The organism is Pseudoclavibacter sp. RFBB5 (genome assembly GCF_002931555.1).
Lineage (GTDB): Bacteria > Actinomycetota > Actinomycetes > Actinomycetales > Microbacteriaceae > Pseudoclavibacter.
Genome location: NZ_PSTZ01000007.1, coordinates 1,067,018 through 1,080,459 on the forward strand (window position 1 = coordinate 1,067,018; position 13,442 = coordinate 1,080,459).

The following is a 13,442-nucleotide window of genomic DNA, read 5'->3' on the forward strand; positions in this document are numbered from 1 at the left end:
CCGCCTGCACGCAGCTGCGTGCAGGCGCGCCAGGCGCGCCCGATCCGGTGGCGCTACTCGGCGGCACCGAGCCAGACCGTCGTGTCGGTCAGCAGCTGAGCCGCATCCTCGACGTGCGCGACCTCGCTGCGGGCGAGCACACGAAGACCTTCCGGCAGCGCAACCGGCTCGGTGCCGAAGTTGGTGATGACGGTGACGTCGCCGTTCCGGTAGGCGAGCACCTCGTCGCCGAAGCCGTCGACCCATTCGAAGCGCGCATCCCCCAGCCCGAGGTCGTGCTCGCGTCGGAGCGCGAGCAGCGAACGGTAGAGGTTGAGCGTCGAGGCGGGGTCGTGCACCTGCTCGCTGCGGGCGAGCTTCGCCCACAGCTCAGGCTGAGGAAGCCATGACTCCCCCGTCGCGCTGAAGCCGTAGCTGTCGCCCTCGGCCTCCCACGGGATGGGCACGCGGCACCCGTCGCGACCGTACAGCTCGCCTTCGGAGCGGATGAAGATCGGATCCTGCCGTGCGTCGTCGGCGAGGTCGATGACGTCGGGCAGGCCGAGCTCCTCGCCCTGGTACAGGTAGCTCGAGCCCGGGAGTCCGAGCATGAGCGCGGTCGCGGCGCGGGCACGACGCTCGCCCACGACGGGGTCCGGCTGGCCTGGTGTCTTCGGGCCGACGCCCGCGCCGTGCGCGTTCGGCTCGGTCAGCGCGAGGCGGGTCGCGTGGCGCACCGTGTCGTGGTTCGACAGCACCCACGTGCTGGGGGCACCGGATGCGGCGAATGCGGCGAGCGAGCGCGTCACGACCTCCTTCTGTCCGTCCGCGTCCCACGGGGCGCGCAGGTACGCGAAGTTGAAGGTCTGGTGCAGCTGGCCGGGGCGGACCCATTCGGCCATCTCCTCGACGCTCGGCAGCCAGGCCTCACCGCACAGCACGCGGTCGCCGTCGTACTCGGCGGCCACGAGGTGCCAGGCGCGGAAGATGTCGTGCACGGCCTCCTGGCCGAGGTACGGGGTGCGGGGGTCGCCGACGATGGGCAGGTTGCTCTCGACGGGGATGTAGTCGGGCAGTCCGTCTTCCTTCGCGAGGCCGTGGGCGACGTCGATGCGGAAGCCGTCGACGCCGCGGTCCAGCCAGAATCGGAGAATGTTCTCGAAGTCCTGGTGCACCACCGGGTTCGACCAGTCGAAGTCGGGCTGCGTCGAGTCGAACAGGTGCAGGTACCACTGGCCGGGGGTTCCGTCGGCTTCCGTGAGGCGCGTCCAGGCGGGCCCGCCGAACAGCGACTGCCAGTTGTTCGGCGGCAGCTCACCGTGCTCGCCCTTGCCCTCACGGAACAGGTAGCGGGCGCGCTCGGGGCTGCCGGGGCCAGCGGCCACGGCCGCCTTGAACCAGGCGTGCTCCGAGGAGGAGTGGTTCGGGACGATGTCGACGATGATGCGGATGCCCCGCTCGTGAGCGGCTTCGAGCATCCGGTCGAACTCGTCGAGCGTGCCGAAGACTGGGTCGACATCGCAGTAGTCGGCGACGTCGTAGCCGGCGTCGTTGAGGGGCGACGGGTAGAACGGGGAGAGCCAGATGGCGTCGATGCCGAGGTCGGCGAGGTCCGGGATGTGCGCGGTCACGCCGGCGAGATCGCCGATGCCGTCACCGGTGCCGTCCGCGAACGAACGCGGGTAGACCTGGTAGATGACGGCCGAGCGCCACCATTCGGATCCGGGGGTGGTGTCCTTCGCGAACTGGGCTGCTGTGGGTGCATCGTTGAGCGTCACCTCGACAGGCTAGTGGAAACGCGGCACCCCCTGTCCACCGGACAGGGGGTGCCGCGTTCTTCGCTACAGGGAACGTGGAAGTGCTAGAGCACCTTCCCGAGGAAGTCCTGCGTGCGCGACTCCTTCGGGTTGCCGAACAGCTCGTCCGGCGTTCCCATCTCGACGATCTTGCCTTCGGCCATGAACACGACACGGTCGGCGACTTCGCGCGCGAAGCCCATCTCGTGCGTGACCAGGGCCATCGTCATGCCCGACTTGGCCAGGTCGCGGATGACCTGCAGCACCTCACCCACCATCTCGGGGTCGAGGGCGCTGGTCGCCTCGTCGAAGAGCATGATCTCCGGGTCCATGGCGAGCGCGCGGGCGATCGCCACACGCTGCTTCTGTCCGCCGGAGAGCTGCGAGGGGCGGCGGTCCATGAGGTGATCGAGACCGACTCGGCGCAGCAGCTCCTCGCCACGCTTATTGGCCGCTTCCTTGCTCGTGCCCTTGATCTCGCGGGGCGCCAGCGTCACGTTCTCCAGCACGGTCATGTGCGGGAAGAGGTTGAAGTGCTGGAACACCATTCCGATGCGCTGGCGCACCTTGTCGAGGTTCGTCTTGGGCGCCGTGATGTCGTCGTCGTCGATGAAGACGTGGCCCTTGGTGACCTCTTCGAGGCGGTTGAGGCAGCGCAGCAGCGTCGACTTCCCCGAACCGGACGGACCGATGATGGCGATGACCTCGCCGTTGGCGATCTCGAGGTCGATGCCCTTCAGCACCTCCACGGGGCCGAACGACTTGTGCATCTCGACGACGCGCACGCGCGGCTCGCCCGAGTTGACCGCGTCGAAGCGACCGGTGAATGGCGTCTGCTCCACGGCTGACGCATCCGACGCTGAGTTGTTCACGTCACTCATTTGTTGAACCTCTTGTCGACGTAGTTGGAGAGGACCGTCAGCAGGTAGATGACGATGAAGTAGAGCACACCGACGACGAGCCAGATCTCGAACGACCGGAAGGTCGAGGCGATGACGATGCGGCCCTGGTAGGTGAGCTCAGCGAAGCCGAGGACGGACAGCAGCGAGGTGTCCTTCAGCGTGATGATGAACTGGTTGATGAGCGACGGCGTCATGATCTTGAACGCCTGCGGCAGCACGACTCGACGCATGGACTTGCCGCGCGTCAGGCCGAGCGAGCGAGCCGCCTCCATCTGGCCGGGGTCGACCGACTGGATGCCCGAGCGCACCGTCTCCGTGATGTACGCGCCGGCGTTGAGGCTCAGCGTGATCACACCGGCCGTCAGCGCGTCGAGCGAGATGCCCGTCACGGCTGGCACACCGAAGTAGAAGAAGAACGCCTGCACCAGCACCGGGGTGCCTCGGAAGATGTTCACGTACGTCGACGCGATGCCGCGGAGCAGCAGGTTCTTCGAGATCTTCAGGAAGCCGAACGCGAGGCCGAGGATCATGGCGAAGACGAGCGACAGAGCGGTGGCCAGCAGCGTGTAGCCGAGGCCGACCATGAGCGACGGGAAGGCGGCCACGACGAGCTCGAAGAAGCCGAGCTGTCCCGACTCCTCCTCGCTGCCGAGGTAGCGGTCGTTGATCGTGTCGAGCACGCCCGTGTCTTCGGCGTTGGCGAGGCCGGCGTCGAACATCTCAAGCAGGTCCGCGTTCTGTCCCTTGAGTACCGCGAAGCCGTACTCGCCACCCTCGATGGGGTCTCCGACGGTCATGAGGCCGTTGCCCTGCTGGATGCCGTACTGCAGCACAGGGAAGTCCTCGAACAGTGCGACGGAGTTGCCCGTCTGCACCTCCGCGATCATGTCGGCGGTGTCGGAGAACGTGCGGATCGTGAAGCCGTACTCGGTCGAGAGCTCCTCGGCGGTGGTGGCGCCCACGGTTCCGGTCTTGACGGCGACGTTCTTGCCTGCCAGGTCCTCGTAGCCGGCGATGCTCGTGTCGCCGTCGGCGACGGCCATCTGCACACCGGAGGTGAAGTACGGCTCCGAGAAGTCGAAGACCTCCTTGCGCTCATCCGTGATGGTCATGCCGGCGATGATGCCGTCGGCCTGACCCGACTGGACGGCCTGGAGGGCGGCGTCGAAGCCGAGCGGCTTGATGTCGACGGTGAAGCCCTGGTTCGCGGCGATCGCGCGCATCAGGTCCATGTCGATGCCGATCGTCTCGCCGTTCTGCTCGAACTCGAACGGCGCGTACGTGTTGTCCGTCGCGATGACGTACGAGCCCTTGTCCTGCGGGGTGTCGACCGCGAAGAGCGGGTTCTTGGGCAGTGTGCCCGGACCGTCGTCCTCGATGACCTCGTTGCCGAGCGTGACGACTCCACCGGAGATCTTGGTCGCGTCGGGCGCGCCGTCGCCGAGGTACTCGTCGAGGATGCCCTGATAGGTGCCGTTCTCGACGACGTTCTTCAGGCCCTCGTTGAAGGCCTCGCGGAGCTCCGCGTTCTGGCCCTTGTTGACCGCGAAGCCGTACGACGACGCGCGCTCCGGCTCGGTGACCGTCTTGAGGTTGATCTCGCCGGTCTCGATGCCGTACTGGAGGATCGGGAAGTCGTCGAACACCGCGACCGAGTTGCCGCTCGTGACGTCGTTGAACGCGTCGGATGCATCCTGGAAGCCGGTGACGGTGAAGCCGATCTCCTTGCCCAGGGTCTCGGCGAAGGTGAAGCCCTCGGTGCCGTTCTTGGCGGCGACGGTCTTGCCCGCGAGGTCCTCGTACGTGGTGACGTCGCCGTTGTTCTTGGCGACGGCCATCTGGATGCCGGAGTCGAAGTAGGGGTTCGAGAAGTCGAACGTGCCCTTCCGCTCATCGGTGATCGACATGCCGGCGATCATGCCGTCGACGGCATTGGTCTGCACTGCCTGCAACGCGCCATCGAACCCGAGCGACTTGATGTCGACCGTGAAGCCCTGATCATCCGCGATGGCGTTGATGAGGTCCATGTCGATACCGCGGAGCTCGCCGTCGATCTCGAACTCGAACGGCGCCCACGTGGTGTCGGTGGCGATCGTGAAGGTCTGTCCCTCGACCGAGCTCTTGCCGATCGTGGCCGCCTGGGCGGTTCCCGCGATGGCGCCGCCGGTCAACAGCAGCAGCAGTGCCACCGCGATGACGGACAGGACTTGGTTTCGTGAGTCTGCGACTCGTTGCAGGAGTGAGGTGAGCGAAGTTCGCATCGTGCTCCTCGGCCAGGGCAGACCTGGAGCAGCGTTGGAACCTGTCGGAACCCGGCTGCCCCCGCGTCTGCCGGTCTGTCGGCTGACGCAGATCGCCTCAGCCGAATTGTGTGCGCAACGCTACCGGCCTGAGAGTCTGCTGAATGACACGATCCGCACATCGTGTTCGCCTTGTGATGTTCGTTCGTCGCAGCGGATGGCCGATTTCCATCTCGCGGGATGCGGGACGGGAACCTCCCTAATGCGTGAACCCGCGCTTGTCATCCCCTCGGCCGGAGCGCCCTGCTGCGCCCGACTCGAGATCCCGGACCGCGGCGCGGAGATCGCCCATGAGGTCGTCGGCGAGGTCTCGTCCGAGCCCGTTGCGAACCACGATGCGCTGGACGAGCCTGTCCGAGAGATTGTCCGGCAGCGGATACGAGGGCACGAGCCAGCCGGTCATGCGCAGCCGGTCGGAGACATCGGCGAGGGTCCACGCGCCGCCCGCGTCGGTGCGCTGCCAGGCGAAGACGGGGATGTCGAGCTGCGTGTTGAAGAGGACGAACTCGTCCATGGAGTCGATCGCCTGCGCGAGGAACTGCGCCACGTCCATCGTCGCGCGCTGCACGCGCTCGTACCCCGAGAAGCCCAGGTGCAGGAACTGGTAGTACTGCAGCAGCACCTGCGCGCCGGGGCGCGAGAAGTTGAGGGTGAGGGTGGGGATGTCGCCGCCCAGGTAGCTGACCCGGAAGATCAGCTCGGGCGGCACGAGGTCGACGTCTCGCCAGACGACCCAGCCGAGGCCCGGGTACACGAGCCCGTACTTGTGGCCAGAGGTGTTGATCGACACGACCCGGTCGACGCGGAAGTCCCACTCGAGGTCCCGGTTGAGGAACGGCGCGATCATGCCGCCGGACGCGCCGTCGACGTGAACGGGGATGTCCAGTCCGCGCGCGGCCTGGATCCGGTCGAGCGCCGCCGAGATCTCCTTCACCGGCTCGTACGCGCCCGTGTAGGTGACGCCCATGATGGCGACGACGCCGATGGTGTTCTCGTCGACGACGGCGTCGAGCTGATCGCCCGTCAGCGTCGGATGCGCGTCGTCGATGGGCACGAAGCGAGCCTCCACGTCCCAGTAGACGCAGAACTTCTCCCAGCACACCTGCACGGCACTCGACATCACGATGTTGGGTGCATCCGCCGACTGCCCCTTGGCCTTGCGCGCAGCGGCCCAGCGCTTCTTGAGGGCAAGGCCCGCGAGCATGGCGGCCTCCGAGGAGCCGACCGTGCTCGTACCGATCGCCTTCGCGACGTCGGGCACGTGCCACAGGTTCGCGATCATCTTCCAGCACCGCTGCTCGATCTCGGCAGTCCGTCGGTACTCGTCCTTGTCGACGATGTTCTTGTCGAACGTCTCCGAGTAGAGGCGGTCGGCGTGCTCGTCCATGTACGTGCTCACGAACGTGGCGAGGTTCTGCCTGGCATTGCCGTCGAGCATCGCGTCGTCACGCACGAGCTGGTACGCGACCTCGCTCCTCGTCCCGTGCTCGGGCAGCTCTAGCCTCGGAAGCGGCGCGAGCTCATCGGCGCTGCTGAAGATCGTCAGGGGATTCTCGCTGGCGGGAGGCGTCACAGGGGTGTCCATGTGCATACTCTTGCCACTGGTGGGAAGACCCGCAAGAGTCGGAGCGGCTCAGATGACGGAATGGGGCGTGTGAGCGACGAGATCGGACTGCTGTGCGAGCCGTACCTGCTGCTGCCGGACGAGACAGGTGTCGAGGTCGCCTGGGTGACCGATCGGAGGCCGCGCGCGAGCCGCCTGGTCTTCGCGCCGTGGGAGCTTGCCGACCGCCTCGAGCAGCTGAGCCCGGACGAGCTGCTGGGTGCGTCGATCGGCGGCGAGCTTCCCGGCGCTGTCTGGGTGCAGGCCGCCAGCACGCGCCTGTCCGCGATGGCCGAAGACCGCGAGAGCGTGCTCCCGGCGCGGCTGGTCGACCTTCGTCTCGCCTTGCAGAGCGGCGAGACAAGCGGCGTGACCGTGCCACGCGAGGTGTGGCGGATCGCCGCGAGAGCGACGGGCCTCGAACCCGGGCGGGCGTACGCGTACCGAGTTGCCAGCTCCGGGGTCGCATCCGACGTCGCCCACCTGTCAGCCGCTCCCCCAGCGGATTCGCCCTCGTTGAGGCTGCTGCTGACCAGCGACCATCAGCTCGGAGCGACGGTGCCCGCCACGATGCAGCAGGCGATCGCCGCAACCGGGGGCTTCGACGCCGTGCTCTACGCGGGCGACTTCGTGAATGTCCCCGACCGCGCCTCAGAGTGGTTCGATGACGCCCGCGGCTCGGCGTTCTTCCCCTCGATGCGAGGCATCCTGCCCAACACGCCGATGCTCTCGGTTGTCGGCAACCATGAAGTCCAAGGGATGCGAGAGGCCGGGGCCACGCTCGCGGAATCGTTCGAGAACGCGCTGCCGCTCGCCGTCAGCCCGGACGGCCTGAGCCTCTCGAACTACGAGATGCTGTTCCCGTCCCCGTCAGGGGCGCGCTTCTTCGCCATCACCTTCGGCGGCGTGCGCATCATCGCGCTCAGCGCGGCGCGTGTCTGGCGATCCGACCGCGCGGCGGAGCACCCCGAGGACCGTGTCGTCTCGAGCAGGTACCAGGAGTCGCGCGACGTGCTCGACGACCCCCTGGCCCAACGCTACGGTTCGCACATCATCGACGACCTGAGCGCCGGGAGCCCGCAGTACAACTGGCTGCGACGCGAACTGCGGAGTCCGGAGTTCGCGGAGGCGAGGTTGCGGATCGTCGTCATGCACGAGAGCCCGCACAGCATCGGCGTGAACGCGATGCCGCACTTCGCGCATCCCGTTCGCCTCGAGGAGCGGGATGCGACTGGGCAGGTGACCGGGGTGCGCTACGACTACCCGTCGAGCGAGAACATCCTGCTTCGCGACGTCGCGCCGCTGCTGGAAGCGGCACGCGTCGAGCTCGTGATCGGCGGGCACTCCCATCTCTGGTCGAGGTTCACGTCGCCAGCGGGCGTGCACTACCTCGAGACCTCGCACGCGGGCAGCACCCACGGAGCGTTCGAGAGCGGCGGCGGACGGCAGCGCGCCCGCCCGCCTCGCCTCTGGAACGCCCACGACGCCCTCGCTCAGGGCGACCCGGGCGGCCTCACCCCCATCGTGCCGAGCATCCGCCCCCGGCTGGGACCCGAGAACCAGCCGCTCCCGTACGTCGCCGACCCCGAGCTGAGCGTCTTCAGCGTGCTGACCGTGTCAGCGGATGCGGGTGCGGAGGTCTCGAGCTACGTGGTCGACTCGCGCACCCCGGACGCCCCCGCTCAGCTCTTCGACGCGTTCCCGCTGGGGTAGTCGTCTGCGGCGCGGTCACGTGCGGCCCGGAGGAGCTTGGGGCCGAAGGTCCACAGCAAGACGGCGAGCACGGCGATCCCGCCGCCGGCCCATAGGCCGGCGGTGGGTGAGACGACGAAGTCGAAGACGAAGAGCACGATGCCGACGAAGAGGAGCGTGGCTGCGACGAGGCAGACGAGGAGGATCACGCTCCCCGCGTGCACGAGCTGTGCTTTTGCGCGCTCCTGGAAGAGCACTCGGTGCAACATGACCGGTGCGAGGGCTAACAGGGTGACGACGACGGCGAAGATGACGAGGCACAGGTAGAGCACGTGGTCGAACGTCCCGAGTTCGGTGAAGCGCTGCTGGAACGGCAGTGTCAGGAGGAACCCGGCCATGATCTGCGTGCCCGTCTGCAGCACGCGGAACTCCTGCATGAGCTCGTTCCAGTTCCGGTCGTAGCGCTCGTTCGGAGTCTCGTCGCGCCCGTCGTCAGGCGTGGTGGTGACCTCGTTGTCGACCATGACTTCTCCTGCGTTCCTGGAGGTGCCGGGTATCTCGTTGTGCTGGTGGTCCGGCGCTCCCCGAGCCGAGGGTCGGGGAGCGCCGGACTCAGCGGTCAGGAGAGGTCGCTGACGCCGTCCTGGCGTCGGCGGTCCTGCGAGCCCTCGTCGTCGACGGCACCGCTGCCCGCCTCGAACGTCTCGTCGCGGCGCTCCTGGCGGTGCTCCTCCTGGTGCTCGTGCTCCTCGCGAAGTTCCTCGTTCTTGTCGTGTCCCATGGGATCTCCTTCGATCGTGCTTGGGGAACCGTGCTCGCCCTCCGGCGGCGGGGTGCCGCTGCCCAGAGCGTAGCGCGCGCGGCCTGGATCGGACCAGAAGTCGGACTCCCCAAAGCCACACAGAGCTCGACGCCACGAGCCCCGGGGTGCGGGCTGCGGGAAGAAAGTCAGGGGCGCGTTGTCGAGAGAGACGCCTCGAGGCGGCACCGGCCAGGTTCCTGGTCGGTGCCGCCTCGAGGGTGGCGCTGCGGGGGCCTGGGGTTAGAAGTCCCAGTCCTCGTCTTCGGTGTTGACGGCCTTGCCGATGACGTAGGAGGAGCCGGACCCGGAGAAGAAGTCGTGGTTCTCGTCGGCGTTCGGCGAGAGCGCCGACAGGATCGCCGGGTTCACGTCGGTGACGCTGGAGGGGAACATGGGCTCGTAGCCGAGGTTCATGAGCGCCTTGTTGGCGTTGTAGTGCAGGAACTTCTTGACGTCCTCGGCCAGGCCGACTTCGTCGTAGAGGTCGTGCGTGTACTGCACCTCGTTCTCGTACAGCTCGAAGAGCAGCTCGAACGTGTAGTCCTTCAGCTCCTGGCGCTTGGCCTCGTCGACGAGCTCGAGGCCCTTCTGGAACTTGTACCCGATGTAGTAGCCGTGCACTGCCTCGTCACGGATGATGAGGCGGATGAGGTCGGCCGTGTTGGTGAGCTTCGCGTGGCTCGACCAGTACATGGGCAGGTAGAAGCCCGAGTAGAACAGGAACGACTCCAGCAGCGTCGACGCGATCTTCCGCTTGAGCGGGTCGTTGCCGTGGTAGTAGTTCATGACGATCTGCGCCTTGCGCTGCAAGTTCTCGTTCTCTGTGGACCAGCGGAACGCGTCGTCGATCTGCGGCGTGCTCGAGAGCGTCGAGAAGATCGACGAGTAGCTCTTGGCGTGCACCGACTCCATGAACGCGATGTTCGTGTAGACGGCCTCCTCGTGCGGCGTCAGCGAGTCAGGGATGAGGCTGACAGCGCCAACGGTTCCCTGGATCGTGTCGAGCAGCGTGAGCCCCGTGAAGACGCGCATCGTGAGCGTCTGCTCGGCCGGCGTGAGCGTGTTCCACGACTGCACGTCGTTCGACAGCGGCACCTTCTCCGGAAGCCAGAAATTGTTGACGAGTCGGTTCCAGACCTCGACATCCTTTTCATCCGGGATGCGGTTCCAGTTGATCGCCTCGACTTTTTGGAGGAGGTGGCTCGTCTCGACCTGCGGGTTCATCTGCGTGAGTTCTTTTCTGTCGCGTTCGTGCGGGAATAGTCGGGCATTCGCCCGGAGGCCGGCCTGGCCGAGGAGTGCTGTTACAGCATGCAGCTGACGCAGCCGTCGACCTCGGTGCCCTCGAGCGCGAGCTGACGAAGACGGATGTAGTAGATCGTCTTGATGCCCTTCTTCCACGCGTAGATCTGCGCGCGGTTGATGTCGCGGGTCGTCGCCGTGTCCTTGAAGAACAGCGTCAGCGACAGGCCCTGGTCGACGTGCTGCGTCGCCTCGGCGTACGTGTCGATGATCTTCTCGTAGCCGATCTCGTAGGCGTCCTCGAAGTACTCGAGGTTGTCGTTCGAGAGGTACGGCGCCGGGTAGTAGACGCGGCCGAGCTTGCCTTCCTTGCGGATCTCGATCTTCGACGCGATCGGGTGGATCGACGAGGTCGAGTGGTTGATGTAGCTGATCGACCCGGTCGGCGGCACAGCCTGGAGGTTGCGGTTGTACATGCCGTGCTTCTGCACGAGCTCGCGCAGCTCAGCCCAGTCGGCCTGGGTCGGGATGTGCATGCCCTCGAAGAGCTCGCGGACGCGTTCCGTCTTAGGAGCCCACTCGACGTCGACGTACTTGTCGAAGAACTCGCCCGTCGCGTAGGTGGAGCGCTCGAAGCCGGCGAAGGAGCGGCCGCGCTCGGTCGCGATGAGGTTCGAGGCACGGATCGCGTGGAACACGACCGTGTAGAAGTACATGTTCGTGAAGTCGAGAGCCTCTTCCGAACCGTAGAAGATGCGCTCGCGTCCCAGGAATCCGTGCAGGTTCATCTGGCCCAGGCCGATGGCGTGCGACTCGTCGTTGCCCTTCGCGATGGACGGCACCGAGGCGATGTGGCTCATGTCGCTCACAGCGGTGAGACCGCGGATGGCTGTCTCGACGGCCGTCGCCAGGTCGCGGGAGTCCATGGCTGCCGCGATGTTCATCGAACCCAGGTTGCAGGAGATGTCGTTGCCGATGGTCTCGTAGCCGAGGTCGTCGGTGTAGGTCGTCGGCGAGTTGACCTGGAGGATCTCCGAGCAGAGGTTCGACATGTTGATGCGGCCCTCGATGGGGTTCGCACGGTTCACCGTGTCCTCGTACATGATGTACGGGTAGCCGGACTCGAACTGGATCTCGGCGAGCGTCTGGAACAGCGTGCGTGCGCTGATCTTCGTCTTCTGGATGCGCGCGTCGTCGACCATCTCGTAGTACTTCTCCGTGACGGAGATGTCGCCGAACGGCTTGCCGTAGACGCGCTCGACGTCGTACGGGGAGAAGAGGTACATGTCCTCACCCCGCTTGGCGAGCTCGAACGTGATGTCGGGAACCACGACGCCGAGCGAGAGCGTCTTGATGCGGATCTTCTCGTCGGCGTTCTCGCGCTTCGTGTCGAGGAACCGCATGATGTCCGGGTGGTGCACGTTGAGGTACACGGCTCCGGCACCCTGCCGCGCGCCGAGCTGGTTCGCGTAGGAGAAGGAGTCCTCCAGCAGCTTCATGATCGGGATGATGCCAGAGGACTGGTTCTGGATCTGCTTGATCGGAGCGCCGGACTCGCGGATGTTGGAGAGGTTGAAGGCGACGCCACCGCCGCGCTTGGAGAGCTGCAGCGCGGAGTTGATGGAGCGGCCGATGGACTCCATGTTGTCCTCGATGCGGAGGAGGAAGCAGGAGACGAGCTCGCCGCGCTGCTTCTTGCCCGTGTTGAGGAACGTGGGGGTTGCTGGCTGGAAGCGACCGGCGATCATCTCGTCGGCGAGCGAGGTTGCGAGCGCCTCTTCACCCTGCGCGAGGCCGAGCGCGACCATGAGCACGCGGTCCTCGAAGCGCTCGAGGTAGCGCTTGCCATCGAACGTCTTCAGGGCATACGAGGTGTAGAACTTGAACGCGCCGAGGAACGTGGGGAAGCGGAACTTCTTCGCATAGAGGCGGTTGCGGAGCTGCTCGATGAACGAGTGGGAGTACATCGCGAGCGTCTCGGGCTCGTAGTACTCGTTCTCGACGAGGTACTCGAGGCGCTCTTCGAGGTCGTGGAAGAAGACCGTGTTCTGGTTGACGTGCTGGATGAAGTACTGGTGAGCGGCTTCGCGGTCCTTGTCGAACTGGATCTGGCCGTTCTCGTCGTACAGGTTGAGCATCGCGTTCAGCGAGTGGTAGTCGAGCGTGTTCGCCGCCGTTGGTGCGTTCATCGTGATGACACTTGCGTCGTCGAGAGCGGTTGTTGCTGCCAAAACCTGTCCAATCCAGAGTTGACTGCGGCGACGTCGTCTGGCGTGCCGAAGAGTTCGAAGCGGTAGAGCGTGGGTACGCCGCACTTCGCGGAGATGATGTCGGCTGCCAGGCCGTAGCCCTTGCCGAAGTTCGTGTTGCCGCCGGCGATGACGCCGCGGAGGAGCTCGCGATTGCGCGGCTCGTTGAGGAACCTGATGACCTGCTTGGGGACGGCCCCGCGCCCATCTCCCCCACCGTAGGTGGGGAGGATGAGCACGTAGGGCTCGTCCGCGACAAGCTGAGGTTCGCTCGGGAAGAGCGGGATGCGGCTCGCCGGCCGCTCGAGCTTCTCGACGAAGCGACGCGTGTTCTCTGAGACGCTCGAGAAGTAGATGAGCCCGGTCATGGGTGCAGTCCCTTCTTCAGCAGCGGCGAGAGCAGCGCGGTGCGACGACTAGGCCGTGGCGAGAGCAGCCAGCTGGCTGATCTTGTCGGGACGGAAGCCCGACCAGTGGTCGTCACCGGCGATGACGACGGGAGCCTGCATGTAGCCGAGCTCCTTGACGGTCTGGAGTGCCTTCTCGTCGGCCGAGACGTCGAAGATCTCGTACTCGATGCCCTGCTTGTCGAGGGCACGGTAGGTGGCGGTGCACTGCACGCATGACGGCTTGCTGTAGACGGCGATTGCCATGGGTTTTCTCCTGGTTCCTAAGTGCTTGGGAGTGCTATTCGTGCAGTTCGGTGAACGCGTCTCGCCCGGTCTTCCGCGGCCCTGCCGGAGCAGTCTCACGCGGTGCCAGGTGGATGAACCCCCGTTGTGTCGCAGTTTCCCGCGGCCACTACATCTTGTGCTCGATGAGGCTACCACCACTAGATGCGGTGTTACAACCGTGTAGTTCTCCACAAGTCCTCCAC

At 66.0% G+C, this 13,442-nt stretch carries 11 protein-coding genes; 1 reads left to right on the plus strand and 10 read right to left on the minus strand.

The genetic code is table 11. From position 1 onward, the window contains the following. Positions 1–53: 53 nt before the first annotated feature. The 4 genes from C5B97_RS12950 to C5B97_RS12965 form a co-directional block, all read right to left on the minus strand. Positions 54–1,757 (minus strand): glycoside hydrolase family 13 protein, encoded by a 1,704-nt coding sequence (locus C5B97_RS12950; RefSeq protein ID WP_104312403.1) that lies wholly within the window; start codon positions 1,755–1,757, stop codon positions 54–56. 83 nt (positions 1,758–1,840) lie between these two features. After that, positions 1,841–2,545, minus strand: coding sequence for an amino acid ABC transporter ATP-binding protein (locus C5B97_RS12955; RefSeq protein ID WP_181027020.1), 705 nt, complete (start codon positions 2,543–2,545; stop codon positions 1,841–1,843). A gap of 107 nt (positions 2,546–2,652) precedes the next feature. Next, entirely contained in the window at positions 2,653–4,938 is a 2,286-nt protein-coding gene (locus C5B97_RS12960; RefSeq protein WP_104312405.1) for an ABC transporter substrate-binding protein/permease, read from the minus strand. Positions 4,939–5,176: 238 nt separating this feature from the next. Beyond that, a complete protein-coding gene (locus C5B97_RS12965; protein WP_219819800.1) occupies positions 5,177–6,562 on the minus strand; it encodes a glutamate decarboxylase in 1,386 nt (461 codons plus the stop codon). A gap of 69 nt (positions 6,563–6,631) precedes the next feature. Here C5B97_RS12965 and C5B97_RS12970 point away from each other — a divergent pair, with 69 nt between their 5' ends. Then, on the plus strand, positions 6,632–8,293 hold the full coding sequence (locus tag C5B97_RS12970) for a metallophosphoesterase (RefSeq protein ID WP_181027000.1): 1,662 nt from the start codon (positions 6,632–6,634) through the stop codon (positions 8,291–8,293). Here C5B97_RS12970 and C5B97_RS12975 read toward each other — a convergent pair. The 6 genes from C5B97_RS12975 to nrdH form a co-directional block, all read right to left on the minus strand. Continuing rightward, positions 8,263–8,796, minus strand: coding sequence for a DUF6328 family protein (locus tag C5B97_RS12975; protein ID WP_104312408.1), 534 nt, complete (start codon positions 8,794–8,796; stop codon positions 8,263–8,265). The genes C5B97_RS12970 and C5B97_RS12975 overlap by 31 nt on opposite strands. 95 nt (positions 8,797–8,891) lie before the next feature. Beyond that, positions 8,892–9,053: a hypothetical protein gene (locus tag C5B97_RS17985; protein WP_181027001.1), complete on the minus strand. Its 162-nt coding sequence runs from the start codon at positions 9,051–9,053 to the stop codon at positions 8,892–8,894. Positions 9,054–9,314: 261 nt separating this feature from the next. Further along, positions 9,315–10,298: a class 1b ribonucleoside-diphosphate reductase subunit beta gene (nrdF, locus tag C5B97_RS12980; RefSeq protein WP_104312409.1), complete on the minus strand. Its 984-nt coding sequence runs from the start codon at positions 10,296–10,298 to the stop codon at positions 9,315–9,317. A gap of 80 nt (positions 10,299–10,378) precedes the next feature. After that, positions 10,379–12,505 carry a class 1b ribonucleoside-diphosphate reductase subunit alpha gene (nrdE, locus tag C5B97_RS12985; RefSeq protein ID WP_104312410.1) on the minus strand — a complete coding sequence of 709 codons (2,127 nt, stop codon included), beginning with the start codon at positions 12,503–12,505 and terminating at the stop codon, positions 10,379–10,381. Next, positions 12,502–12,933: a class Ib ribonucleoside-diphosphate reductase assembly flavoprotein NrdI gene (nrdI, locus tag C5B97_RS12990; RefSeq protein WP_104312411.1), complete on the minus strand. Its 432-nt coding sequence runs from the start codon at positions 12,931–12,933 to the stop codon at positions 12,502–12,504. Before nrdI ends, nrdE begins: the two co-directional genes overlap by 4 nt. 48 nt (positions 12,934–12,981) lie before the next feature. Next, on the minus strand, positions 12,982–13,218 hold the full coding sequence (nrdH, locus tag C5B97_RS12995; RefSeq protein ID WP_068478736.1) for a glutaredoxin-like protein NrdH: 237 nt from the start codon (positions 13,216–13,218) through the stop codon (positions 12,982–12,984). Positions 13,219–13,442: the final 224 nt, after the last annotated feature.

Excerpts from the sequence above, each read along its gene's own strand:
- nrdH (WP_068478736.1), bottom strand. The coding sequence starts at position 13,218 with ATGGCAATCGCCGTCTACAGCAAGCCGTCATGCGTGCAGTGCACCGCC.
- C5B97_RS12955 (WP_181027020.1), bottom strand. The coding sequence starts at position 2,545 with ATGCACAAGTCGTTCGGCCCCGTGGAGGTGCTGAAGGGCATCGACCTC.
- nrdI (WP_104312411.1), bottom strand. The coding sequence starts at position 12,933 with ATGACCGGGCTCATCTACTTCTCGAGCGTCTCAGAGAACACGCGTCGC.
- C5B97_RS12960 (WP_104312405.1), bottom strand. The coding sequence starts at position 4,938 with ATGCGAACTTCGCTCACCTCACTCCTGCAACGAGTCGCAGACTCACGA.
- C5B97_RS17985 (WP_181027001.1), bottom strand. The coding sequence starts at position 9,053 with ATGGGACACGACAAGAACGAGGAACTTCGCGAGGAGCACGAGCACCAG.
- C5B97_RS12965 (WP_219819800.1), bottom strand. The coding sequence starts at position 6,562 with ATGGACACCCCTGTGACGCCTCCCGCCAGCGAGAATCCCCTGACGATC.
- nrdE (WP_104312410.1), bottom strand. The coding sequence starts at position 12,505 with ATGAACGCACCAACGGCGGCGAACACGCTCGACTACCACTCGCTGAAC.
- nrdF (WP_104312409.1), bottom strand. The coding sequence starts at position 10,298 with ATGAACCCGCAGGTCGAGACGAGCCACCTCCTCCAAAAAGTCGAGGCG.
- C5B97_RS12975 (WP_104312408.1), bottom strand. The coding sequence starts at position 8,796 with ATGGTCGACAACGAGGTCACCACCACGCCTGACGACGGGCGCGACGAG.